10 protein-coding genes are annotated in these 26125 nt (G+C 69.8%); 3 read left to right on the top strand and 7 right to left on the bottom strand.

Features of this window, described 5'->3' with window-relative positions:
• Positions 1–302: 302 nt before the first annotated feature.
• Positions 303–1496, bottom strand: a complete 1194-nt coding sequence (locus ACFW3F_RS02965) for an EAL domain-containing protein (protein ID WP_388054149.1) — start codon at positions 1494–1496, stop codon at positions 303–305.
• Positions 1497–1963: 467 nt separating this feature from the next.
• Here ACFW3F_RS02965 and ACFW3F_RS02960 point away from each other — a divergent pair, with 467 nt between their 5' ends.
• Complete coding sequence (locus ACFW3F_RS02960; RefSeq protein WP_388054147.1) at positions 1964–3169, top strand: diguanylate cyclase; 1206 nt, start codon at positions 1964–1966, stop codon at positions 3167–3169.
• On the opposite strand, the gene ACFW3F_RS02955 is transcribed toward ACFW3F_RS02960, so the two are convergent.
• Positions 3115–3873: a hypothetical protein gene (locus ACFW3F_RS02955; protein WP_388054145.1), complete on the bottom strand. Its 759-nt coding sequence runs from the start codon at positions 3871–3873 to the stop codon at positions 3115–3117. The genes ACFW3F_RS02960 and ACFW3F_RS02955 overlap by 55 nt on opposite strands.
• 170 nt (positions 3874–4043) lie before the next feature.
• Here ACFW3F_RS02955 and ACFW3F_RS02950 point away from each other — a divergent pair, with 170 nt between their 5' ends.
• Positions 4044–6170, top strand: coding sequence for an Rv1355c family protein (locus tag ACFW3F_RS02950; protein ID WP_388054143.1), 2127 nt, complete (start codon positions 4044–4046; stop codon positions 6168–6170).
• 26 nt (positions 6171–6196) lie between these two features.
• Here the strand turns inward: ACFW3F_RS02950 and ACFW3F_RS02945 are convergent, their stop codons facing one another.
• On the bottom strand, positions 6197–6847 hold the full coding sequence (locus tag ACFW3F_RS02945) for a PaaI family thioesterase (RefSeq protein WP_388054141.1): 651 nt from the start codon (positions 6845–6847) through the stop codon (positions 6197–6199).
• Between the two features lie 34 nt (positions 6848–6881).
• Complete coding sequence (locus tag ACFW3F_RS02940) at positions 6882–7115, bottom strand: hypothetical protein (RefSeq protein ID WP_388054138.1); 234 nt, start codon at positions 7113–7115, stop codon at positions 6882–6884.
• A gap of 178 nt (positions 7116–7293) precedes the next feature.
• On the opposite strand from ACFW3F_RS02940, the gene ACFW3F_RS02935 reads away from it, so the two are divergent.
• On the top strand, positions 7294–8268 hold the full coding sequence (locus ACFW3F_RS02935) for a 1,4-dihydroxy-2-naphthoyl-CoA synthase (protein WP_388054135.1): 975 nt from the start codon (positions 7294–7296) through the stop codon (positions 8266–8268).
• A 10-nt stretch (positions 8269–8278) separates the two neighbouring features.
• Here ACFW3F_RS02935 and ACFW3F_RS02930 read toward each other — a convergent pair whose 3' ends face one another.
• From ACFW3F_RS02930 to ACFW3F_RS02920, 3 genes are read right to left on the bottom strand one after another with little or no spacing between them, the layout of a single operon-like run.
• Positions 8279–10039 (bottom strand): DUF4012 domain-containing protein, encoded by a 1761-nt coding sequence (locus tag ACFW3F_RS02930; protein ID WP_388054133.1) that lies wholly within the window; start codon positions 10037–10039, stop codon positions 8279–8281.
• Positions 10036–10629, bottom strand: a complete 594-nt coding sequence (locus ACFW3F_RS02925) for a low molecular weight protein-tyrosine-phosphatase (protein WP_388054131.1) — start codon at positions 10627–10629, stop codon at positions 10036–10038. The genes ACFW3F_RS02930 and ACFW3F_RS02925 overlap by 4 nt, the downstream gene beginning before the upstream one ends.
• Positions 10623–25856, bottom strand: coding sequence for an amino acid adenylation domain-containing protein (locus tag ACFW3F_RS02920; RefSeq protein WP_388054129.1), 15234 nt, complete (start codon positions 25854–25856; stop codon positions 10623–10625). Before ACFW3F_RS02920 ends, ACFW3F_RS02925 begins: the two co-directional genes overlap by 7 nt.
• Between the last annotated feature and the right edge of the window lie 269 nt (positions 25857–26125).

The raw sequence follows: 26125 nt of genomic DNA, 5'->3' as shown, positions 1-26125 counted from the left end.
ACCCCCCCCCTCTCTCTGCCCCCCGCGGTGCGCGGCGCCTCCGCCACGCCCCACGAAGGGCTCCGCGAGGTACCTCACCAAGCCCTTCGTGGCTCGCTTCGCTCGCACCTCAGGGAGCAGGGGTGTGCTCGCCTCCGGGAGCAGTGGGATTCGCTCACCTCAGAGAGAAGGGGGTGTGCTCGCCTCCGGAGCAGTGGGATTCGCTCGCACCTCCGCGAGCAGGGGTGTGCTCGCCTCCGGGAACAGTGGGATTCGCTCGCCCACAAGGCATCACACCCCGCGCCGCGAGACCATCGATCCCGTCAGAACAGGTCGACGAGCGGCGCCGGACGACCGAACAGGAAGCCCTGGGCATAGTCGAACCCGAAGTCCTCGAGGATCGGGAGCACCTCTTCGGATTCGATCCCCTCGGCCACCATCTTCACCCCGGTGGCGGCCGCCATCTCCCCGATCGCGCGCACGACGGCGCGGTCCGGGGAGCTGTCGGCCAGCTGCGTGATCAGGGTCCGGTCGACCTTCAGGACGTCCACCGGGAGGTCACGGACGTAGCGGAGCGCCGAGAAGCCGGCCCCGAGGTCGTCGATGCAGATCGTGCAGCCGAGGTCGTGAAAGGCGTCGATCGCCCGCGAGGCGGACGTGTCGACCCGGATCGCCTGATCCTCACGCACCTCGACCCACACTCGCGACGGGTCCACACCGTGTCCGTCGATGAGCCCCTGTACGTAGGAGACGAGTCCCTCATCCCACAGTTGCTGTCCGGACAGGTTGAGCGAGACGAACGTACTCGCTCCGACGTTCCGGCTGATCTCCCCCGACAGATCGCGAATGGCTTCCCCGATGGCATGGCGTCCGATGGGCGCCAGCAGCGAGATGCCCTCGGCCACAGAGAGAAACGCGTCCGGAGCCAGCACCCCGGACTCGGTGTGCCACCGCAGCAGTGACTCGTACCCGACGACCTGCCGGTCGGGCACCGAGACGATCGGCTGGTAGAAGACGGAGAAGTCCCGCTCGACCGACCTGGTGAGCCAGCCGGCGAGGTCGACCTCGGCCCGGATGTGACGCACCATGGAGGGCGAAGCGAATGCAACGGCGGCGCGCCGGTTGAGGGCGATGCACAAGGCCGCGTCGGCGTGGTTGACCAGCTCGTCCTCGGAAGCCGCTCGGAGATGCTCGTCGCCGACGGCGACGCCCATGCAGACATCGAGGAACCAGCTGCGATCCCCGTCGCTCACGGTGTGCGCCCCGAGCTTGGTGCGGGCCGCCTCGATCAGCGCGTTGCGTCCGAGTTCGTCGTCGCCGGGGCCGGTCCACGGGAGGTGGATGAGCCAGTAGAAGTCCGATCGACGGTGGAACCGCGCCCGCGGACTGATGGGCATCAACACTTGCTCGATGAACCGCTCGGCGGCCGAGACCGACGCCTCGTAGCCGTAAGCGACCACGGCTCGGTGGTACGGGTCGACCGACACCGCGATCACCGAGGTTCCGAACGTCAACACGACGTCATTCGCTGAGTCCGATCCCCCCAGGCGGCGCCGGGGCGCCGCAGTTCTCTATCGCGGAGATACTACTAAGCCGGCCCGCTCCCGGGAAGGACGACGAGTCGGCTCGGCGCACGCGCCGGTCCGACCGGTATGACCGTTCTCACAATTGGCGGCCCGGTTGCGGCGCCGAAACCCCGGCGAATTTCTCCCGACCCGGATCGACGAGGGTTGACACATTGCTTTCTTGTCGGATGTTCGAGAAAGTCCGGATGGGCACGAGCATCGATTCGCGACTATTCTCGGCAGCTCTGCTAACGAATTCGAGAGAAACGGCAAAACTGCTGGTAAGGTGCTTTCATTGCCTATGCGTAGGACTCGTAGGATTACGCGGTTTCCGCCAATGCAGTCGCAGTGGCATTAATGCGAATCTCGGCGAACAAGCGGCTGCCCCCACAGCCGCCGACGGAAAGCGGTCGTGGTTGATGGCGTTGATCAGGAGGGTGCTCCGTCGCTACGACGCCCGGTCGATGGCGACACTGATCAGCACCGGTGGAGTCATCCCGCTACCGGTCATCAGCGTGCTCGCTCCCGACACCCTCTATCCGGGCGGAATGCCGATCCTGCTGACCATCTGGTCGTTCATCGCGGTCGTCTTCGCGGTGACGGCGATCCGCGCCCGGTTGACCGACCTCGAATTCGCCTTCCTCGGCGGGCTGGGCATCGTCGGCATCTGCGGCACGTCGATGATCCTCGCCTCGCCGCGGTCCTCGACGCTCGTCCTCGCCATCGTCGCGGTCATCCCGGCGATCGGCGCGATCTCGGCGACCACCCGGCTCATCCTGTCCCACCTGGCGCTGGCAACCGTGTGCGCCGCATTTGTCCTGGCGGTGACCACGCCGTCACTGCCCGCCTACCTGATCAGCTTCGGCGCGATGCTCGGGTTGATCGTGGTGCCGGTCTTCCTCGTCGTCGCGTTGCGTAAGTCGATGGAAGCCGTGCTGGACCAGCAGACCCGCCTCGTCGGCATCGATCCGCTGACCGGCCTGCTCAACCGCCGCGGATTCCTCATTCGCGCCTCGCAACTGCTCTCGGCGGCACGCTCGTCCACCGGGTGGATCGGCATCCTGCTGCTCGACGTCGACCACTTCAAGAAGATCAACGACCAGTACGGTCACCTCGCCGGCGACGGCGTGTTGCTGGCGGCGTCGGCCGCGATCCGTGAGCACGCCCCCGTCGGTTCGGAGGTGTGCCGCTACGGCGGCGAGGAGTTCCTCATGTTCCACGTCGTCCACGACGCGGACGAGCTCTGGCTCAGTGCCGAGCGATTGCGGGCGGCGGTGGCTGCCGCCGCACCGGTGACCATCAGCGTCGGCGGCGTCTGCGCGCCGCTGCGCGTCGCCGGCGACCACCTGACGTCCGGTCCGTTCGAGACCGCATACTCCACCGATGACGTGATCGGCAACCTCCTCGGTCAGGCCGACGCCTGCGTGTACCAGGCCAAGGAGAACGGCCGGGACACCACGGTGATCAAGTCCATCGACGCGGTGATCTGGAACGACGGCGCACCGAGTGCGCATGCCGCCGATGCCGAGCGGACGGTCTCACCGCCGTCGGCGAGCCTGTACGAGGTCTTCTATCGGCGGCCGGCCGACTTCGTCGACATCGACAGCCGAACCAGCGGGCGCTGAGTCGTGTCCGCCTGGAGTGCGTCGGCTTCCCGCCGCATCCGACGCCACGTCTCCGGGCTGGTGAGACCGCTCAACCGAGCGCGATCCCACCACATGAGCCGGGTGCGGTAACGGTCGTCCGGGAACGGGGTCGCCGGCACGGACTCGTCGACGCGTCCGCCGCCGGACTGCCAGCGCCGCAGGACGTGGTCGGCCGCAGTGGCCATCATGGCGTCGACCCCGGACAGTTCCATGATGACCAGCCCGAGCCTCGACAACTGACCGGCGACCGACCCCGCGATCGGCGAACGCTCGTCCACCCAGGCCGTCTTGACCTCGACGATGCCGCCGTGCAGTCGTTCTTCGATAGCGTTGACGAGCTGCACCTGACCGGGCTGGCCTGCCCATTCGACCAGCGCATGCGACTGGGCGGCCGCGTCGAACCGGGGCTGGACCCGCAGTCCGCCGACGACCTTGCCGTCGGTGTCGAGCACTGCGAAGAACATCGCCGTGCCCTCACCGCCGGCGACCTCGTCGTACTCGAGTGCCGCGGCGCACCCGTGGCGGTGGTAGGAGGAGTCCGCGCCGGTGAGGTACTCGCGCCAGAGGTCGGGTTCGGATCGCGGGCTCGCCACGATCACCGAGTACTCGGTACCGGTTTCGGGCGCGACCGATCGCAGCATGCCGGTGCGAACCAGATCATTGGTGGCTGTCATCTTATTCATCGCAGTATTGCCTTCCAGGAATTAGGAAATTTAGAGACGAGATCTCCCCCGACCCCGCGTGTAATGCTGCCACAGGGCTGCATTTATGCGCTCCCACAAGCACACTTCTTTTAACCGAACCGCCTCATTGACGGTTGGCGTCGCGCAATCCCGTGCGACACCATGGGCGTATGCACACGCCGCCGGTTGCCGCCGCCACCCTCTACTCTTCGGACGAACTACCCGCCGAGCTGACTGCGGAACCCTCCGTGATTGTGTCCGACATCACGGACGGCACCACCCGCGCACTCGACGAACTCAAGCCGCCCGCGGAGCAGTCACTGCGGGACGAGACCCCTCGCTACGCGCACTTCCCCTGGCGTAACGCCCTCGTCAAGATCCCCGGTCCGCGGACATTCCGCCGCCTCCGGCTCGACCGCAACCGACACAAGCTGACCGCGGCAGAGCAGGCGGCCGCCGGCGACCTCCGGATCGGTGTCGTCGGTTTGAGTGTGGGACATGCGATATCACTCACCATCGCGCTCGAGGGTCTCGCCGGCGAATTGCGTCTCGCCGATTTCGACGAACTCGAACTGACCAATATGAATCGAATTCCGGCGACGCTCATGGATATTCACGACAACAAGGCCGTGATCGCCGCTCGACGAATTGCCGAGATCGATCCATATCTCACCACCGTCATACACTCGGACGGAATAACAACCGAGAACATCGATGAATTCCTCGACGGTCTCGATCTGGTCGTCGAAGAATGCGATTCCTTCGATGTGAAGGTGCTTGTTCGCCAGAAGTGTCGATCGCGTGGAATTCCAGTCTTGATGGAAACCAGCGACGGCGGAACCCTGGATGTCGAGCGATTCGACCTCGAACCGGATCGGCCGCTTTTCCACGGTCTGGCGGGCGATCTGCGGGTCGAAGATCTCGTCGGACTCGACCGTGCGGCATTGACCCCGCTGGCCGTCCGGGTCCTCGAACCGACGAAGGTGACCGCACCGATGGCGGCCTCGGCCATCGAACTCGGGCACACGGTCACCGCCTGGCCGCAGCTCGGCGGCGATGTCCTGCTCGGCGGGGCAACCGTGGCCGCGGCGGTCCGACGACTGGTGCAGGGCAAGTCCCTGTCCTCGGGACGCGTCCGTTTCGATCGTGACGCGTGGCTGGACGGTCTCGAGGATCCGATCGCAACGGCCGCTTCCGACCCTGCTCCCCAGGCGTCGGCCGCGACCCAACCGCCTTCCACGCAGGTACAACCATCGGTCGGGGAGATGTCCGACCTCGAGCTCGTCGTGCACGCCGCGAGTCGCGCGCCGTCCGCGGGCAACCAGCAGCCCTGGCAGATCACCTCCGACGACGATTCCGTCACCATCACCCTGGATCGCACCCGCACCTCGACCCTCGACGTCGAGCACCGGGCGTCGGCGGTGGCGGTCGGCGCGGCTCTCCACAACGCGCGGGTCGCGGCGAGCGCGCGCGGGGTGTTCGACGACATCGAGATCGTCGACGACTCCGGGACCCTCGCCGGCCGGGCCCGACTGAAGGGCCTGGAGACCGGTTCGCGGTCGGCAGAGGCAGAGGCGGAACTGGATGCGCTGCTCACCCGTGGGACCCGGCGCGGCGTCGGCGACGGGTCAGCGCCGTCGGACACCGACCTGGTTCGCCTGCATGACGCGGGCACGAGCGACCGGACCCGGCTGCTGGCCCTCACCGATCGCCGGGACATCGACCGCTATGCCTCGATCATCTCCCGGTCGGATCGCGCCCGGTTCCTCACCCCCGAGCTGCACCGCGAGATGTTCGAGGAGCTGACCACCGATCCGGCGGCCGTCGAGGGCATCGACGTCGCCTCGCTCGATCTACCGCCGGCGATGTCGGGCATGCTCGACGTGCTGCGCCGGGCCGACGTGATGGCGTTGCTCGACAAATGGGGTGGTGGCGCCGCGTTGGGTGCCGACGCCGGTTCCCGGGTCGCGTCGTCGTCGGCGATCCTGGTGCTGGTGCAGCGCGGGACGGCACCAGTGGACTATCTGCGCGGCGGGATCGTCGCCGAGCAGCTCTGGGTGGCCGCCGAGCGGCTCGGCTTCGCGGTTCATCCGATGACGCCGACGTTCTTGTACGCCGGCGACGACGAGACCGCCCGCGCGCTGTCGAGCAATCACGGCGACGAGCTGGCCGCCTTGCGCCGCGAGATGGTCGAGACGTGGCCTCTCGACGCCGACGAGGCACCGACCATCGTGATGCGGTTGTCGCGCACGGATTCACCCCTGGAGGTGAGCAGGCGCCTGCCTGTCCGGCTGTGAACTGCCGTGGTCAGGCCTGGCCTGCGTCAGGCCTGACCGGGGTTGAGCTTGATGAACAGAGCGTCCATCTCGGCGCACAGGCGATCGCCGTCGTGCAGGGTGCCCTTGATGAAGACCTTGCGGCCCTCGATGCGATCCGCCCAGGCGTGGATGCGCAGTGGTGTGTTCAGCGGCGTGATCGACCGGTACTGCACCGTCAGGTACGCGGTCCGGCTGACGTGCTGGATGGCGACCGCCGACGCGAAGCCGCCCACATCGTCGAAAGCCACCGCGACGTGTCCGCCGTGCGCGGCATTGTTGCCTCCGAGATGGAAATCCCGGAACGTCAGCTCGGCGACGACCCCGTCGTCGTCCACTCCCGTCACCACATACGGCGGCAGCGTGATGTTGCCGCGTGCCGGTAGATCGATGCGGGTGCCGGCCGGCGAGTGCCATTCGTCGATCCGGACTGCGGCGAGCCGTTCGTTGACGGCCGCCAGCTGGTCGATGAGTTCGTCGACCAGCGCCTCGTCGGGGCAGGCGTACCGGGCGTTGTCCATGAGGAGACGGACCTGCTCGCTGAACTCCCCGTAGCGGGGCCCGCCCCGGTCGGTGGTCGCGGCCGTATGCGCCCGGAAACCACCTTCGTGCGGATCCTCTTCGACGGTGTCGACGGCGCGATCGTTCGCTTCACTCACCGATCAACCGTATAAGAGGCAGCGCCGCCGCGGCCTAGCCGGTGTCCTTGTGCCGGCCGCCGGCGCCGCGTCGATGTTCGGCCAGGTCGACGCAGACCCCGCCGCGGGCGAGCCGTCGCGTGGACTCGGGCACGTAATCAGGCACCCCGCGCGGCCCGCGTTCCTTCTCGTCTCGGATCCGGACCGCCCTCCCGACGATCACCGCGACCGCCGCGGACACGACAACCCACACGCCCCCGATGATCAGAATCCACCCCCATACAGCCATACCGACAGCTAAGCATCGGAAACTGAGAGTTCGGTGATGTTCGAGCCGAAGACGGCCGTCATCCAATACTTGCATGCAATTCGCGTCGGACTCGTGTCTACTTCGTGACCTTCTCCGACCCATCCGCGCGGCGTCGGGTGCGGTGATTCCTCGGCCGCGGCGTCGTTAGGCTGGCTCCATGACTGCGACGCCAGACACCCAGGGACCTGCCGACCAGCCGTTCGACCCGGCCTCGTGGGCGGTGGTGCCCGGCTTCGCCGACCTGACCGACATCACTTATCACCGTCATGTCGGCGAGGGACGTGAGCACGGAATCGTGCGCGTCGCGTTCGACAGGCCCGAGGTCCGCAACGCCTTCCGCCCGCACACGGTCGACGAGCTGTATCGAGTCCTCGACCACGCACGACGGTCACCCGACGTCGGCACGATCCTGCTCACCGGCAACGGCCCGAGCCCCAAGGACGGCGGGTGGGCGTTCTGCAGCGGCGGAGATCAGCGCATCCGCGGCCGTTCCGGCTATCAGTACGCCACCTCCCACGACGACGATGTCGCGGCGGCCGGCGCCGACACCGTCGACGCGGCCCGGGTGAAGGCCGAGGGCGGCCGGTTGCACATCCTCGAGGTCCAGCGCCTCATCCGCACGATGCCCAAGGTCGTCATCGCCGTCGTCAACGGCTGGGCGGCCGGCGGCGGACATTCCCTGCACGTCGTATGCGACCTGACGCTCGCGTCGGCCGAACACGCCCGGTTCAAGCAGACCGACGCCGATGTCGGTTCCTTCGACGCCGGCTACGGAAGCGCCTACCTCGCCAAGCAGGTCGGGCAGAAGTTCGCGCGCGAGATCTTCTTCCTCGGAGAGGCCTACGACGCCGAGACCATGCATCGCATGGGCGCGGTCAACCGCGTCGCCCCACACGCCGACCTGGAGACCACGGCCGTCGAATGGGCGCGACGCATCAACAGCAAATCCCCCACTGCCCAACGCATGCTGAAGTTTGCGTTCAACCTCACCGACGACGGCCTCATGGGCCAGCAGGTGTTCGCCGGCGAGGCGACCCGCCTGGCCTACATGACCGACGAGGCCGTCGAGGGCCGCGATGCCTTCCTCGAGAAGCGCGACCCGCGCTGGGACGACTACCCGTACTACTACTGATCGCCTGCGCCTACTGCTCCGGACCGCACGCGGGGACGTCGACCTTCACGGTGGGGTCGTCGACGAGCGGTTGGATCGGGACCTCGGCGGCGCCCTTCGCCGACGTGGGCTCGTCGATCGTGAGGACGATGGTGGCGGTCTGGCCCGGGGCGATGCCGACGCGGGTCGAGTAATACGGGCGGCCGTGCAGCGACTGCTCGACGTAGAAGGCGCCGCCCTCGCCCAGGGTCATCTCCTTCAGGACCGCACCCTTCGTCGCGAGGAACTCGACATTGGCGAGGTTGGTGCCCTTCTTCACCGACAGTTCGGTGCCGAGATTGCCGGCGACGTAGTCCGTGGTGTCGGCGGTGTCGAGCGTGTTGGTGAGTTTCACCGTGATCGTCGATTCCCTTGTGTCACCGTCACATCCGCCTGAGGTGTAGCTGATCTCGCGGCGGAGGTAGTAGTCCAGCTTCGTCCCCGACGCGTTGCCGACGGCCACCTGCAAATACGGCGAGGAGGTGTCGGAGATCTGGTGCCCCAGCTTGGTCGACTCCAGGATCTGCTGAGTGTCGGCATCGTTGCTGTAGATCATGATCCGCCGCTCGTGCACGCCGCGGCCGAGCGCTTCGAGTAGCTGCCGAGTGCTCCCGCCGGAAGTGATCAGTTTGTTCACAACGGCTTGAGAGATGGACTGCAGGTAGTCTTTTCGCGCGGCGTTGTCGGCGGCGAACCGCTGGTAGGCCGTCGACAGGGTGATCGGGACGACGTTGTCGGCGGTGATCTTCTCGCGCCCCACCGACACCGGCCCGACGACCTCGAGGACGTACTTCAGCGCGATCGGGTCGAGCGCGATCGCGCCGTCGAGCTGCCGGCCGGTCTGGGCGCGCCAGTTCGCGAGCCAGATCTGCGCGGCGTCCGGGAAGTGCGCACTGAGGTTGCCGTTACGGAAGTCGGTGTAGGGACGGTAGTACGAGTAGATCGCGTCGTACTCGGGCCCCAGATCGATCTGCGGGGTCGCCGGGTCGCGGAACTCCGAGTTGGCGCCGAGCTCGGGGATCGTCACCCGGCCCGCGGTCGCGTTCAGAACCGCGAAACCGCCGACGAGACCGCCGGTTCCGCGCGCCTCGGACGGCGTCTGGAACGCCATGAAGTAGTTGCGGGGACCGTCTGCACCCAGCATCGACGGGACGAGTTCGGCGGCGATGCTCGTGGCCTGCACCGTCGAATCGGCGGCGTCGACCTGCTCGGCGAGCTGATCGCGGGCATCGGCCACCACGCCGAGCCAGCTGGGTTCGATCGCCGACACCTGCTCGGACACCTCGGCCGACTTCTCGGCGACCGACTTCAGCGCGGGTTGCGCATCTCGCAGCAATGCGAGGTTCACGGTGTTGCCGGTACGCAACCGATTGGGGTCGAGCACCGTGGCGAGGTCGGCGGCCGGGACCAGCACGTCGGCCGAGAGGGCTGCGACGGCGTCGCTCATCTGCTGCACCGACTTCAGCGGCGACCCGACGACGGGCACCGCCGCCGCCGCCGACCACACGAAGCCCGAGGTCCGGTCCTCGGCGTCCTGCGCGCGCGCCGTCGCCGCCTCGGCCGCCTGCCGGGCCCCGGCCTGATCACCGTCGAGCATCAGCGTCCGGGCGCGACTGGCATCAGCGCGCACCGATTCCAGGTCGTCGCGTACCTGCGAAGCCGAATACGCCAGCCAGAGCGTGGCCGCCGCGGCGAGCACCAGCAACACGGCGACGAGCTGTACGACGCGGTTGCCCGCCAGACGCCGGATCATCGGCCCTCCCCCGCTGCTCCTGGCGCCGGGGACACTCGGCCCGCTTCCGGCGACCCCAGCCACGCGACCACCGCCTCCACCTTGGGCTCGACCTCGGCGAACACGCGATCGAAATCCTCACGCGGCCGGCCCATCGGGTCCACGATGTCGAGCAGTTCGGAGTTGGGGTCGAGCCGCCCGCGCCCGGCGATGATGTCCGGCAGGGGTCCGAGGTCACAGAGCGCGGCGAATTCGGTCAGTGTGAAGACCCGCTTCCAGCGGGCCGGCGCCATCTGCTGCGCCGCAGCACGGTGTTCGCGACTCATGCACAGCACGAGGTCGGATTCGGCGAGCATCGGCGGTCGCAGATAACGAGACTCGAATCCCACTGCGTTGTATCCGTTTTCGGTCAACACGGCCGAGGCGTGCGGATGGATCGGTTGACCGTTGAGCGCTCCGACACCAGCGCTCGTCGACGTCACGGGGACACCCGCACGCTCGGCGAGGCCGGCCAGCACGCGTTCGCCGATCGGCGAACGGCAGATGTTCCCCGTACACACGAACAGGATCGACATCTGCGGCGTCGCCGCCTGGTCGGTTCCGGTCACCATTCCTCCTCGATTCTGCGGGCCACCCGCGCCATCACGTCCGAATTCCCCAGTTGCGCATGTGTAGCGCCGGCGTGCATCACGTCGACGATGTCCCGGCCGTCGGGATCGACCGCGCGCGACCAGGCCTCCGGATTCGGGTTGTCGTGCGCCGCGACGTAGACGACCTTGCCCACCGCGACCGGCTGTAGGTCGTAGGAGCGCGCTGCAGCGGCCAGCTGCCTGGTCCGGTCCTCAAAACGTCGCACCGCCTCGGGATCGTGCTGCTCGGCAACCGCCTGCAACGGGTGATCGGCGACGGCCAGCTCCTCGTCGCCCACGGTCGCGAGCTCGGCCGGCGTTCGGGGGTCGAGAAGCACCAGCAGTGCCACGTCCTCTCCGAGATCGACGAGCATGCGGGCGATCTCATGAGCGATGACACCGCCGACCGACCATCCGACAAGCCGGTAGGGCCCCTGCGGCTGAGATGCCCGGATGGCCTCCACATGCAGCGCCGCGATCCCTTCGAGTGTCGGCGGGAGTTCCCGGCCGGCGAGAACGAGTTCGGGCAGTTGAAGTCCAAACACCGACGCCGACCGCAGTGTGTCCCCCAGCGCCCGGAACGGTTCGGCGATTCCGGCCGCGGTGTGCACACACCAGACCGCAGGACGCCGGGCCGATTCGTCCGGCGACAGTGAGACGACACGTTGCGCCGGAGCGTCGGCCCCCGCAGGATCGTCGAGCAGACGGGCGATCTCGGCCGGCGTGCGATGACCGAAGAGGTCCGACGCGTCGAGGATCCGTCCGGTCCGGCGCGCGAGTTCGTCGCGAAGCTGCAGCAGGGCGAGCGAATGCCCACCGGCGGCGAAGAAGTCGTCGTCCATCCCGACGTGCATCCCGATCCCGTCCTCGACCGCATGATCGCCGGTCGCGGGATGGCCCAGGACGGTTCGGAAGGCATCGAGAACCGCAGCCTCGGTGTCGGTTCCGGGTTCACGCACGGACGACGACCAGGTCGGCTCGGGCAGTCGCCGCGCGTCGATCTTGCCCGCGCCGCTGAGTGGCAGTTCGGCGAGCGCGAGGATACGGCTCGGCACCATGTGCCGCGGCAACGACGACCGGCACGCGGCCTGGAGTTCGGCGGACGGCACCGACGGCGACACGACGTAGGACACCAGGGCGGGGCCGACAGGACCCTGCCGTAGCACCGTCACCGAGCGATCGGCCCCCGCCCGCATGATCACTGCGTCGATCTCGGCGGGTTCCACCCGCTGACCGCGGATCTTGACCTGGCGGTCAGCCCGGCCGACGTAGACCAGTTCGCCGGTGTCGCGATCCCACCGCACGAGGTCTCCGGTGCGATAGCGACGGCCGCCGTCGGCCCCGGCGACGAACGTCGCGGCGGTGAGTACCGGATCGCCGAGATATCCACGGGCGACCCCGGTGCCACCGATGTACAACTCGCCGACGACGCCCGGCGGCACGTGCCGCAGCTGGGCGTCGAGCACCTCGGCGCCGATGCCGGGACGTGGATGCCCCAGCCGGATCGGGTCGCCGCGCCGGTACGCACTGGTGGCCACGGTCACCGTCGTCTCGGTGGGACCGTAGATGTTGAGGACCTGCGCGTACTCCGACCACGTCGAGGCGAGATCGGCCGACAGGGCCTCGCCCCCGATGTACACCAGACGCAGCGCGCCGATCGCCGCCGGACGCAGGGTGCGGACGACCGAGGGCGTCGCCGTGAAGACGCTGACACCCGTCTCGTCGAGGAACCGGGTGAGGTCGTCCCCGCCGGCGATCTCGGCGGGAACCACCACGAGCGTCGCACCTGCGGCGAGCGGCAACAGCATGTCGTGGAACGTCGCATCGAAGCCGGGACTGATGGCCATCGCGATCCGGTCGGTCGGTTCGACATCCCCGAGGGAGGCCACCCGGTGGATCCCGCGATGCGTCACCCCGACGATGTTCGGGGTCCCGGTGGTGCCCGACGTGGTGATGATGTAGGCCAGCGCGTCGCGCGACACCGATGTGACCGGCTCGGTCACAACAGGTTCCGTCGGTTGTGCGGGGATGTCGGCAGGCGTGATCACGCTCGCACCGGCGCCGGCGACCACGTGGTCGATCCGGGCGGCCGGGTAGGTGACGTCGACCGGTACGCACACCCCGCCGATGCGGCTGACCGCCCAGATCGCGACGACCGACTCGATCGATCGCGGTATCACGACGGCCACCGGATCGCCGGCTCCGAGCCCGCGCGCACGGAGGGCCCGCGCGGTCACCGACACCCACGCATCGAGCTCACGGTAGGTGAGCGACCTGCTCTCGTCGGCGATGCCGGGGCGGTCGCCGAATGTCGCGACGGCCTCGGTGAAGAGCTCGGCGAGCAGCGGTTCGGTGTCCGACGTCGTCGACGCCCACGCCCGGTCGGTGACGAAGCGATGTTCGGCGCCGGTGAGCGGTTCGATCGCGGCGAGGCGGCGCGACGGCTCCCCCACCACCGCGGCGACCGCCGCGACCAGGCGCTCGCCGAGGGCGCGAATCGCGCTCTCGTCGAACAGCTCCCGACCGTGGTGCACGCGCAACCGCCAGCCGGCGGCATCGGGCACGGCCTCGACGTGGATGTCGAACTCGCTGCGCGGCAGCGTCCACGTGTGGAGCGGGTCGGCGTCCGCCGAATCGACCGCCGGTGTCGTCGGCTCCGGCGCGGTGGTGGGGTCTGCGAGCGAGAACGCCACCTGCACCAGCGGATGCCGCCCAGGGACCCGCGGCGGATCGACCAGTGCGACGACATCGTCGAAGGCGATGGCAGCGTGATCGAGGGCCGCGAGGTCGTCGTCGCGGACGGTTGCGATCAGCTCGCCGACGGTCATGTCGGGGACGATCCGGGTGCGCAAGACCACGGTGGAGATGAGCATGCCCACCGTGCCCGCGGAACCGGCGTCACGACGCATCGAGGCGGGCGTGGCGAGGGCTATGTCATCCGACCCCGACTGCACCGCGAAGGCCAGCACCACGGCCGCGTGCAGGATGTGGAACTCGCTCGCGCGCGCCCGACGCGCCGCCGACGACACCGCCTGCCCGACAGCGTCGCCCAGGGGATACTCGGTGGTCGAGGTCCGCAGGTCCCGAACTGCGGGCCGGCGCTGCGTGAGGTCGAGCTCGCCGCTGTGACCCTCGAGAGCACGTTTCCAGAAGTCCAGCAATTCAGCCCGCGATCGCTCCTCGTCGACCACCAGCTGCCGGGCGACCGTCGCGAAACCGGCCGGCGCCGGGCCGAGTTCGACACCGGCGATGAGTGTTCCGAGGTCGCGCTGCACGATCGCGGCCGACTCCCCGTCCATCGTGATGTGGTGCGCGATCAGCACGACCGCCGCCGGCGTCAGCCCGTCGTCGCCGGCGACCAGCCACACCCGGACGGGCGGCTCACCGGTGAGATCGAAAGGTGCGCCGAGCATCCCGATTCCGGCGGGGGTGGTGAGCTCGGACGCGCTCACCCGCTGCAGAGGCGGCCGCCAGCCGTCGAGTACCCGCTGCCGGGGTCCATCCGGGGTGGCGAGGTACCGCGTCCGCAGCGCCGGATGGCGGTCGACGAGGGCCCCCACCGCGGTGATCACCGCGGGTTCGTCGGTTCCCGGCGACACGGGCACCACCACGGGAACGGCATAGATCGGTACCGCTCCGAGTATCTGCGCGCCCACCCACATCCGGCGCTGCGTCGGGGCGAGCGGTAGGTCGTCGAGGTCCGCCTCGACCGCGACGGAATCCACCGGTCGCAACGCGACATCGGTGGCTCCGCCGGATTCGGGGTGTGACGCCTCGTCGGGGAGTTCGGACACCGCCTGCGCGAGCGCGACCGGGGTGGGGTTCTCGAAGAGCACACGGGTGGGAACGCGGACGCCCAGTCGGCGCCCGAGCGCGGAGGTCACCCGCGTGGCCGACAGCGAGGTCCCGCCCAGGGTGAAGAAGTCGTCGTCTACCCCGACCGATCCCGGCGTCAGTTCGAGCACCTCCGACATCACGTCGGTGATCGTCGCGACGAGCCGGGCCGGGGATGCTGCGTGCGAGAACGCATCCGACGGCGCGGGCACCGGTTCGGTGAACCCTGGGATTTCCGACGCAGGGGTTTCCGACGCAGGGGTGTCCGACGCGCGTTCGGCCACAGCCAGATCGGCACCCGGGCCGACCACACCGGGGAACGGCTCTTCCGCATCGGCTGCCGCGGCGACCACGAGCCTGCGGAAGTCCTCGAGGAGGGCGTGCGCTACTCCGGCCGGGACGGCGGCGGAGTGCACGACGGTGATGTGCAGTTCGTCGTCCCGTTCGGCGAGAACGACTTCGACGTCGAACTTGGCATCGACCGTGGCCGTGAACTCCGGGATCAGCGTGGCCACCACCGGATCCGGTCCGGGCTCCGACGCCGGGCCACTCGTCGCCGGTCCCGCGAGCACGATCTCGCCCGACGACTGGGGCACGACATCCTGGTTCACCAGCAGCACCGAGATCAGCGGGTCCCCGGCCTCGCGACCGTCGGGACGAACCGTGCGGGCGACGTCCTCGTAGGGGACCTCGCTGTGGGGTTGTGCGGCAAGGGCGGCCTCGCGCGCGCGCTCGACGGCGTCGCGGATCGGCAGTCTCGGGTCCAGATGTGTCCGCAGCGCGACGGTGTTGACGAACATGCCGACGACGGACTCCCACTCCGGCGCGTGCCGGCCGTGCACCGGTACGCCGATGAGCAGGTCCCATTCCCCGGTCCACTGCCCGAGTACCGTCGCGAGCGCGGCGTGGGCCACCTGGAAGACGCTCGCCGACAACGCCTTCGCGGTCTGGTGCAGCGAATCCGTCCCGACGATCGAGGTCGACAGCCGACCGGTGGCGCCGCCTCGGGCCGCGTCGCCATCCGCGTCGGCGCGGCCCGGCAGCCGGAGGGGGCCGGGGGCATCGGCGAGTGTCGCTGCCCAGAACCGCAGTTCCCGTGCATATCTGCTGTGCGGATCGGACGGATCCCCCAGGCGGGCGATCTGCCACTGGGTGAAGTCGGCGTAGGTGAACGCCTCGTCGGCGGGTACCGACAGCCGTTGGCCGTCGTAGGCGTGGAGCAGGTCCGCGAGCAGGACGCGGATCGACCAGCCGTCGATGGCGATGTGATGCAGCACCGCGGCCAGATGTGTCTCCGGGTCCAGCTCGGGGTCACCGGCCGAGTCGAGCTCGAAGACCGCGGCCCGGAACCCGGTCTCGGACTCCAGGTCGAAGGGTCGGCGCAGGAAGTCGTCGATCTGCTGCCGGAGGCCGTCGGAACCCGCCTCGGCGTCGACGAGGCGATGCCGCAGAACCGGACTCCGATGCTCGATCCGGCGCTGCCGTGGTCCCGACGGCGAGTCGGGATAGACGGTCCGGAGGACGGCATGAGCCCCGACCACCTCGTCGACGGCCTTGCGCAGGCGGGCGAGGTCGACCCGCCCGCGTATCCGGAGCACGACGGGAACGTGGTACGCCGTCGACCGCGGATCGAAGTGGTGGTGAATCCACATGCGCCGCTGCGGATAGGCGAGCGGCAGGACCTCGGGCACCGCAAGTCGCGCGGGCGTCGCCTCGCTCCCGGCGGTGTCATTCGGCCCGCTCGCTCCGCTCCCGGCGGTGTCATTCGGCGGCCCGCCGAGCAGCGCGTCGACGCGTCGAGCGACCCCCGCCACGGTACGTGCCTCGAAGATCTCCCGGACCCCGATGTCCGCGCCGGTCGCCGAGGCCAGTCTCGACGTCACCTGCGTGGCCGACAGCGAGGTGCCGCCCTCGGTGAAGAAGTCGGAATCGGCGTACACCGACTCGACCGCACGTCCGAGGACCTCCGCCCACACCGCGGACACCAGTTCCTCGGTGGGCCCCGACGGCGACCGGCCGGCGCGAACCTCCGGACCCGTTGCGGTGCCGGAGAAGTCCGGATCGGGCAACGCGACGACGTCGATCTTCCCGTTCCGCCCGATCGGCAGCGCCGACACCGACACGAATGCGCTCGGGATCATGCTGCGCGGCAACAGGTGTGACAGCTGCCGAGGGAGGTCGGCGACCCGAGCACCGTCCTCGGCGACCACCCACGACACCAGGATCTTCTCGCCTGCCGGAGTGGTCCGCGTCGCGGTCACCGAATTCGCGACACCGGGCAGCCCCGACAACGCCGCGTCGACCTCGCCCGGCTCCAGACGCACGCCGCGGATCTTCACCTGATCGTCGGTACGGCCGTGGATCACGAAGGTGCCGTCGGGACGACGGTGGACGAGGTCGCCGGTCCGGTACATCCGCCCGCCGTCCCCGCGGGGATCGGCGACGAACCCGCGCGCCGTGGCCGCCGGGTCATCGAGATACCCACGCGCCAGGCAGTTCCCGGCGAGGTACAGCTCACCGATGGTGTGATCGGGAACCGGCCGGAGCGCACGATCGAGCACATACATGCCGACACCGAGAAGCGGCCGCCCGATATGTATCGGCCCGCTCGCTCCGCTCCCGGCGCCGGTATGTATCGGCCCGCTCGCTCCGCTCCCGGCGCCGGTATGTATCGGCCCGCTGGCTCCGCTCCCGGCGCCGGTGTGTATCGGCCCGCTCGCTCCGCTCCCATACCGCGCGCTGCTCACCGCCACGGTGGCCTCGGTCGGGCCGTACTCGTTGCTCAGCGTGTGCTCGACCGTCCAGTCGCGGACCAGTCCGGCGCCGAGCGGTTCACCACCCACGGCCACATGCCGCACGCCGGGGAGTTCATCGGGACGCAGGGTCGCGAGCACCGACGGGGTGGACAGGAGGACGCTCACCCGCTCGCCATCCACGAACTCGGCGAGTTCGTCGGCGGCGATGACGTCGGGCGGGCACACGACGATGGTCGCGCCGGCGACCCGAGGCGGCACGATGCCCATCAGGTGTGCGTCGAATCCGGTTGCGTACGTGTGCAACACCTTGTCCGACGCGTCGAGACCGAGCCGGGTCACGGTGTCGCGCGCCCACCCGGACAGGCCCCGATGGGTCACCTGGACCCCCTTGGGCACCCCGGTGGTCCCCGACGTGAAGGTGATGTAGGCGACGTCGTCCACCGACAGCGGCCGTACCCGCTCGGCAGTGCGGAACGGCGCCGGGTCCGATGTCATCGCGCCAGAATCTGCTTGGAGCGCGAACAACTCGTCGAGTGCGACCACCGCGACGCCGTCGGTCACGGAGTCGACGGTCGCCGAGAGGGTGAGGACCGCGCGCGGTCGGCACCGCTCGATGATCATCCGCCGGCGCCCGACCGGGTCCGCGGGATCGACATTGACGAAAGCCGCTCCCGCACGAGCCACTGCGACGGTCGCGATGACACCGAAGGCCGACCGCGGCAGCAGCGCGACCACCGCGTCACCCGGACCGATCCCCGCATCGATGAGCGCGCGTGCCGCGAGAGTCGCGAACCGGTCGAGGTCGGCGCCGGTGAGCTCGGTACCCGGCCCCGGCACGGGATGGCGGCGGTCGATGATCGCGATCGTGTCCTCGTCGCCAGCGAGACCGCCGATCAGCAGCTCGTCGAGGGTCTCGGATCCCCGGATCGCGCTCGGCGCAGCGGTGGTCGTGAGCGGCAGAACCGACGGGTCGAGGGCGAGCAACGCCGCCACCGGACGGAGCGGCTCACGCACCCCGCGTCGAACCGTCTCGACGACGAGGTCGCACAACGCGTCCAGCCGAGCCGCGGTCGCCACCGCACCGGTGCACGCCATGGTCAGATGGAGCGCGCCGTCGAGGCGGTACATCGACACGTCGACACCGAAGAGCGGAACCCCCGCGAACGGGATGCCCGCATCCGGCCCGCTCGCTCCGCTCCGCGCATCCGGCTCGCTCGCTCCGCTCTGCGCATCCGGCTCGCTCGCTCCGCTCCCGGCGCCTACCGCCGCCGCGAGCTCGTCCGGGACGGCACCGAAGGAGACCTCGAAGAGCGGCGTGCCCGCCTTGAGCCGTTCGGGATCAGCGATCTCGGTGATCTCGGTGAGTGGGAGATCCGCGTGCGCGAACGCACCGAGATCGACCGCGGTGACCCTGGCCAGAAGGTCGGCGAACCGGAGGTCGAGATCAATCGGGGTGTGCAGGGGGACGGCACGGGCGAACAGTCCGGGTACGTCGAGAAGCCGCGGATCGATGCGTCCGGACAGGGCGGTGCCGATCGTGACGACGTCGGCGCCGGCCTGCCTCGCCAAGACCGCCGCGAGCGCGGTGTGCACGACGATGAAGGGCGTGGTCTGCCTCGCCACGGCGAGGTCGTCGAGATCCGCGGTCTCGACGCGGCCGAGGGTCCGGTGCGCGCGGCGCACCTCCGCGTAACCCGGGGCGGTTGTGCTCGGCGGGGCCGAATGCGAGGCCCCCGGGTCCAGTTCCGGCAGACGCAGCGGTTCGACGGGACTCTCGAACGCCGACCCCCAGTGCGCGACGAGCTCGGTTCGCCGCGCGGCCAGTGACCCCGCCCGCCACACCGAGTAGTCGCGGTAATCGACATCACCGGGCGCCCCGAGCGTCCCGGCCAGTGCCGACTGCAGCTCCGCGAACAGGATGGGGAACGACTCACCGTCGACCGCGATGTGGTGTGCGACGACGAGAAGCCAGGTCTGGCCGTCCATCTCGCAGATCCGCACCCGCCACGGCAACTCGGCGGCAAGGTCGATCGGCGCGTGCAGGGCACCCAGCGCCGCGGCGACCGACCCGGGATCGGGAAGCGGGATCGTCACCGCCAGTTCTGATTCCAGTACAGCCACCACGTCCGTGTCGCGGCGGCGGCGCTGCACCGGACCGTCGGCTCCCACCGGGAACACGGTGCACAACGCGTCGTGCCGCGTCACCACTTCGACGAGGGCACGGCGGAGATCGTCGGGGCGCGCGTCGATCGGAAGCGCAAGCGGCATCAGATAACCGGTGAACTCCGGTTCGGTGCGCCACCGGAGCCACAGGTCCATCTGCTCGGGCGTGAGCGGCAGATCGGCCGGCCCCGCCGCGGAAGTCGCGACCCCGGCCAGACCGGAGCGGACACCCTCGACGCCGGTGATCCGGCGGACGGTGTTCGCGGTGGACTCGAGGTGCGCGGCGAGCGCGGCCACCGTCGGATGCTCGAAGACATCGGCAACGGAGACGTGGTCGCCCGCGCCCGCGAGGGTGGCGGCGAGCCGCGCCGCCGACAGCGAGGTCCCGCCGGCCGCGAAGAAGTTGGCGTCGGCGGCAAGGTCGGCGTCCGTCCCGATGACGGTGCGCATTGCGCCTGCGATGATCTGCTCGGCCGGCGTCAGTGCCCGGGTCGACGTCGTCGGCGCCTGCGGCAGCATGCCGGCGAGTCGGCGGCGGTCGAGCTTGGCGGTCGGGGTCATCGGCCAGCCGTCGACGATCGCGAGTCGCGCCGGGACCATGTGGGTCGGAAGGGTGTTCGCACACGACTCGAGGATCTGCTCCTCGGTCAGTGCGTCCAACACGTCGAAGTCGGCGAGGCCGTCCTCCGTGACGAACCCGAGAAGCCGTTCGTCGCCCGTGCGCTTACCCGGATCGACCAGCACACGCGCGTCGCCGACCCCGGGCACGCCGCGGAGCGCGGCCACGATCTCCCCGAGTTCGATGCGGTGGCCGCGTAATTGGACCTGGTCGTCGGTGCGGTCGAGATAGACCATGCGGCCGTCGGCGATCTCGCGCACGCGGTCCCCGGTGCGGTACATCCGGCGTCCGGTACCGCCGGGGTCCGCGACGAACCGCGACGCGGTCGGTCCCGCTGCGTTGTGATAGCCCGGGGTGACCTGATCGCCGCTCACATACAGTTCGCCGACGGCGCCGACCGGGACCGGACGGAGATCCCGACCGAGAATCGCCATCGCGACACCGTCGAGCGGGACGCCGATGTCGCTGCGGTCGTCGTCGACGTCGACCTCGGTGGCCGTGAGGTGCACGGTCGTCTCGGTGATGCCGTACATGTTGACCAGCCGCACCTCCGGGTGGGCGGCAGCCCAGTTCCGTAGCAGGGGCGGCGACAACGGTTCCCCGCCGAAGACGACAGTGCGCAGCGTCGTCGGCCGGGTGTCCGGGACGGTGGCGGACACCGCCGGGTCGATGAGGTTGCCGAACGCCGTCGGGGTCTGTGAGCAGACGGTGATCCGGTGCCGGTCGATCGCCGAGGCCAGCAACCGTGGGTCGAGGACCGTGGCGCGGTCCAGCACGACGATGGTGCCACCGGAAGCCAACGGGCCCAGGATTTCCCAGACCGAGAAGTCGAACGCGTAGGAGTGGACCCAGCTCCACACGTCGTGTTCGGTCGCCGCGATCGCGTCCGAGGCCGCGCCGAGCATCGCCGCCAGGTTCGCGCGGGTCACCATCACGGCCTTCGGGACACCGGTGGAGCCAGAGGTGTGGATGACATACGCACCGCCCGGGACCGGTTGCGCCCGAGCATCTCCCAGGACGGGGCGCACGGTGATCCCGGACTCGATGAACGCGGTGGGCGCAGTGGCGGCCACGATCAGCTCGGTTCGCGACGCCGGGTCGTCGGGTTCGATCGGCACGTACACCGCGTCGGCCATCAACACCGCGACGATCGCGATCACGGTGTCGGCGCTCCGCGGTAGAACGAGGGCCACTCGGTCTCCCGGCCGCACGCCGTTCTCGCGCAACGTGGTTGCGACGGTCTGTGCCCTGTCGACCAGATCGCGGTAGGTCAGCGTCTCCGCACCGGCGATCACGGCGACCGCGTCGGGTCGGGCGTCCGCTCGGCGCCGCAGCGCGTCGACCGGGTCGACCGGTGTGGTCCGTCGAATCCGGTCGGGTCGTGTCCGATCGACGGGGGCCGGGGCACATCGGGCGATGACCGTATCGGTCGGTGCGACACCGAGCGCGACGACCGTCTGCACGAAACGATCAAGCAGGTGTGCGGCGGCCTCCGTGTCGACCCGCCGTTCGGCGATGGTCAGCGCGACCGCGAGTCCATCCGGTTCCTCGAAGACGGTGAGTTCCAGTGCGCTCCGCGCCTGCCCGGTCGGGAGCGTCTGCACATCGGCGAAGAGCTCGGTTCCGGGCAGGTCGGGTCGGGAGGCGTGGTAGGCGAAGATGACATCGGCGAGCCCGGTCGGCCCCGCGTCGGCATGGGTGATCGCCGACGTGAGGTCCGCGCCGACGCGGGCGAGCGCCTCGGCGATGCCGCTACGACGCACGCCGGTGGTCCGCACCGGCACCGTCTCGACGAACATGCCCACCGGACGGAGTTCCTCGGAGGTGAACCGCCCCGACACCGGCACCGACATCACGATGTCGTCGGTATCGGCATACTCGGCCAACGTGGCCGAGAATGCCACGCACAGCAACGTGTTGAGGGTCGTCCCGGCATCCCGCGCGCGGGCGGCGGCCCGGTCCCGGTCGTCGGAGCCGATGGTGCGACCGAGGATGGTCGCCGGACCGGAGGTGAGCCCCGCCGGCAGCGTCCGCGCCGGTTCGGGCAACGCGAGGCGGGTCGGGGCCTCCCGCATCACCTTCGCCCAGTGGACCTCGGCCGCCGGATCGGTCACGTTCGGCCGCGCGCCCAGAGCGGCACTGAACGCCACCGCGTCCTCGGCCCACTCCGGTTCCGCACCGTCGATCCGGGCGCGCAGCGCGTGCGCGAAGTCATCGACGACGATGTGGAGGGACCACTCGTCGATCGCGATGTGGTGGGCGACGAGGACGAGCTCGGTCCGTCCACGGGTCTCGTCGACGACTGCGCGCCACGGCACGTCGAACGTCAGGTCGAAGGGCGCCGTGACCGCGAGGTCGACTCCCGGGATGTCGAGTGTGGCCGCGGTGATCGGCGCGGCGGCCCGCGCCTCGTCGACTCCGCGGACGAACGCGATCGGTTCACCGCCGCTGTCGGGGTACACCGTCCGCAGCGCCTCGTGCCGGGCCGCGACATCGATGAGCGCGGCGCGGACCACATCGGCCGAGATGCCCTCGGCGAGAACAAGACGCACCGGGAGGTGGTAGACGATCGCGTGCTTGTCGGCACGGTTGAGCAGCCAGATCTCCTGCTGCGCGCGGGTCGGGCGGTAGTGATCGACACCGGCGGCCCCCGATGCATCCCCCGATCCGGTCCGACGCGGCGCGGATGCCTCGAGGACGGCGGCGAGTTCGGCGAGGGTCGTGACATCACCGAGGTCGCGCACGCTGACGACGACCCGCAGCGCGTCGCCGAGGTACGTCGCCAGCTGCATGAACCCCAGCGACGTGGCGCCGAGCTGGACGAGCTCGTCGTCCATCGACGGTTCGGGCACACCGAGCACACTCGTCACCGCGTCGGCGACGGCGCGTTCGATCGGCGTCGACGCACGGCGCTGCGGGGCTCGTGATTCCGGGGCAACGGCGATCAGCGCGGCGACGACGGAACGGTCCACGTCGCCGAACCGGTCGAGCGGTACCGACTCCAGGATCGCCACCCGGCGCAACCACAGCACTGCGGGCAGCTCGGCGTTCACCCGGCGTCGCACCGCGGCCCGAACCCGCTGCGGGTCGGGACTCCCCGGCGTCTCTGCCGAACCGGGACCGGCCGGCGCGAGGCCGAGTGCGATCCCGACACCGTCACCGTCACCTAGCACTGCCGCGGCCGCCGCCGCGACACAGGCGACCTCCGTGGCGGCGCGCTCCAGTAGTGCGAGATCGACTCGGACGCCGCCGATCTCCACGACCTCACCGAAACGGTGATCGACGATCAGGGCACCCGTTCCCGGCTCGCGATGGCCTCGGTCCCCCGTGGCCACCATCCGTCGGCCGGGCTGCCACGGACAGGCGACGATCGTCGTCGCGGTGCGGGCGGGATCGCCGGCGAAGTACTGCGGTGCAGCGGTTCCCGCGACATAGACGTCACCGGTGATCCCGGCGGGCAGCGGACGCAGACGGTGATCCAGGATCGCGATGTCGACTCCGGGGCGCGGCCGTCCGCTCGGCAGCGGTCGGTTCACCGCCTGGTCCGGGCGGACGCGATCCGATGCGGTGTAGGGTCCCGGCACGCCCCGCGGGCTGTAGCCGGTCCGCACGTCACGGCCGAAGGCGTGGCGGACGGTCGGTGCGGGCACAGTGCCGGAATCGACGACCAGCACGGTCGTCGCACTGCCGGGCGCCGTGCTGTCGAGGAGTTGCCCGGACGACACGATCCCATGTGTGGCGAGGCCGGTGCCCGGGCCGATGAGCCGCAGCCCATGAGCGGCGCACGCGACGATCTCGAGATGCGCCGCCCAGGAAGCCTTCGGCGCCGTGCACTCGAGTCGCCCGTACCCGGGGTCCGACGCGGCGTGGGCGAACACACCGTCGACGATGAGTGCCGCGACAGCCCGCTGCGGGATCGCGACGACACCGTCGGAGCCGACGACGAGACAAGCGGTGGCCTCCGGACGAGGCGCGGCGATGTCCGCCGACGGTGCGATGTCGGCGAGTCCGGCGAGCGTGTGCAGGTCGCCCGTAGCGAAGCCGGCGGGCAGTTCGGCGTCATCGTCACCGATCACGAGCGCCGAGCCGGACACCTGCCGGATATCGGCCGGAACCTGTTGCGGTGCCTCGTGATCGAGCAGGAGTGCGGCCGCCCCCGAAGCGGCGACGGCCCACCAGGCGAGGAGCCGGTCCGCGTCGGATCCGACCATGATGGCGACCACGGACCCGGGTCGCGCACCGAGCGTGCGCAACCGCGCACCGAGTTCGCGGGCCCGCGCGTGCAGCTGCTCGAAGGTGAGCAGCGCGGGTGACGACATTCCGGGGAACTCGACGGCGGGCTCGTGCCGCCGCCGGGTGGCGACGTCGGTGAGAGCCGCCCAGACGGCGCCCCCGGCCGGCGCGGGGACCTCGCGGCCCGACGACCCCCGGGACGAGCCGGCGCGGGGGTCGGCGAATCGCAACGGCAGGTCATCCACCCGGGTGTCCGGCGCCCGGAGGAACGCGTCGGCGAACGTGTCGAGCATCGACAGGAACTGACCGTGGTGTTCGGCCACCTCCGCGTCGTCGTATCGGTTGGGATTCGCCTCGACACCGATCATCAGCGAGGAATCCTGGTCCACGCCGGGTACCGGGTAGATGTTGATCGTCAGATCGTCGGCCGGTCCGACGGTCAGGATGTGGAACGTGGCTCGCGCCTCGCCGCAGGGGAATTCGCGGTCGAACAGCATCAGGTTGAGCATCGGACCGGAACGTTCCTGAGCCGCCGTCCGCGGTGTCGCCCCGGTGGAGTCGTCACCGGCGACGTCGGCCCAGATGTCCTCACCGCGGTACCGCTGATGCCGCAACGCACCCATGAGCGCGGCCTGGGTGGTCCGTAGTGCTTCGGCGACGGTGCCCGCTCCGGTGACCCCGGTCCGCAGCGGCACGATGTTGGCCACCGGAAGAGGGGTCGCGCGCAACGCCGCGGTCGTCCGCGCGGCGACCGGGAACTGGAAGATGACCTCGTCGCCGTGTGCGGCGGCCCGGCCGAGGTAGGCGGCGAAGGCCGCGATGAGCACGGTGGGCAGGATCGTCGAACCCCGGTGCGCTGCCTCCCGCAGTCTCGTCATGGTGTCCGGGGGGACCGGGGAGGCGACCCGTCGGGCCACCGCCGCGGGGCGCCCCGGACGGTGTGCCAGGGTCGCGGCGATCCCCACGCCCGCCATGTTCTCCCGCCAGTACGCGCGGTCGGTGCCGAAGCGCCTGGACTCGCGGTACTCGGCATCGGCCCGGGCCGGGAGGTCCAGGTCGACCGGCTTGCTCGGCGGAGCCGGTTCGCCGGTCACCGCCGCGTGATACGCGGCGAGGGCCTCGACCATCCGGTCCTTGCCGCCCATCCCGTCCGAGAGCAGGTGATGGCCCCGGTTGTAGATCAGGGACTTCTCGTCGGACAGTCGGAAGAGGCATCCACGCGCGGTGCGATCCACACGGGGATCGAGGGGACGCGAATAGTCCTGCGCCATCATCTCCTCGGCGGCGGCGCGCGGGTCCGGCCGGTCGCGGAGGTCGATGATGTCCGCCCAGTAGTGCAGACCGGGGTCGTACACGCCGACCAGCCCGTCCTCGGTCTCGGTGAACCGGAGCTGGGTGAACTGCGCGCGCTGCACTACCGCGCTCGTCGCGCGTACGAAGAGCTCGGCGTCGATGGGACCGTCGATCTCGACGTACTGGGCGACGTTGATCGGCACGTCGAGGGCTGCCTGCTGGGTGAACCACAGCGATCGCTGGGCCGCGCTGAGGGCGAAACGCGTGGGCGCGTCCGCAACCGGCATCTCGTGGTCGGACGAGTTGCTCATTCGAGGTCCCGGCATCCACGCGTCCGGCCGGGGAGACCCGGGATCACGGCCCGGGCCGACCGTCTGATCCCCCCGGTCCCCGGAAAAAAGACATACGTGTGCCACGATGCGGAAGCACTGGCGCGATCGGAGTCAACGCCCTGTCTCACCACTCACCATGTGCCGTCCTCTGACCATTTACTTCGTCCGCAGATCCGGCGTCGACTCTGGAACGTGCCGTGCATAGCCGGGCGAGACCTCGTCACTACGACCCCGCATCTGTCCACGAC

The organism is Gordonia sp. NPDC058843 (assembly GCF_042743165.1).
Taxonomy (GTDB): domain Bacteria; phylum Actinomycetota; class Actinomycetes; order Mycobacteriales; family Mycobacteriaceae; genus Gordonia.
The sequence above is the reverse complement of the archived record's forward strand: the minus strand, read 5'-3'. Positions and strand labels throughout refer to the sequence as shown.

Excerpts from the sequence above, each read along its gene's own strand:
- ACFW3F_RS02925 (WP_388054131.1), bottom strand. The coding sequence starts at position 10,629 with ATGGTGACCGGAACCGACCAGGCGGCGACGCCGCAGATGTCGATCCTG.
- ACFW3F_RS02920 (WP_388054129.1), bottom strand. The coding sequence starts at position 25,856 with ATGAGCAACTCGTCCGACCACGAGATGCCGGTTGCGGACGCGCCCACG.
- ACFW3F_RS02930 (WP_388054133.1), bottom strand. The coding sequence starts at position 10,039 with ATGATCCGGCGTCTGGCGGGCAACCGCGTCGTACAGCTCGTCGCCGTG.
- ACFW3F_RS02935 (WP_388054135.1), top strand. The coding sequence starts at position 7,294 with ATGACTGCGACGCCAGACACCCAGGGACCTGCCGACCAGCCGTTCGAC.
- ACFW3F_RS02955 (WP_388054145.1), bottom strand. The coding sequence starts at position 3,873 with ATGAATAAGATGACAGCCACCAATGATCTGGTTCGCACCGGCATGCTG.
- ACFW3F_RS02950 (WP_388054143.1), top strand. The coding sequence starts at position 4,044 with ATGCACACGCCGCCGGTTGCCGCCGCCACCCTCTACTCTTCGGACGAA.
- ACFW3F_RS02960 (WP_388054147.1), top strand. The coding sequence starts at position 1,964 with ATGGCGTTGATCAGGAGGGTGCTCCGTCGCTACGACGCCCGGTCGATG.
- ACFW3F_RS02940 (WP_388054138.1), bottom strand. The coding sequence starts at position 7,115 with ATGGCTGTATGGGGGTGGATTCTGATCATCGGGGGCGTGTGGGTTGTC.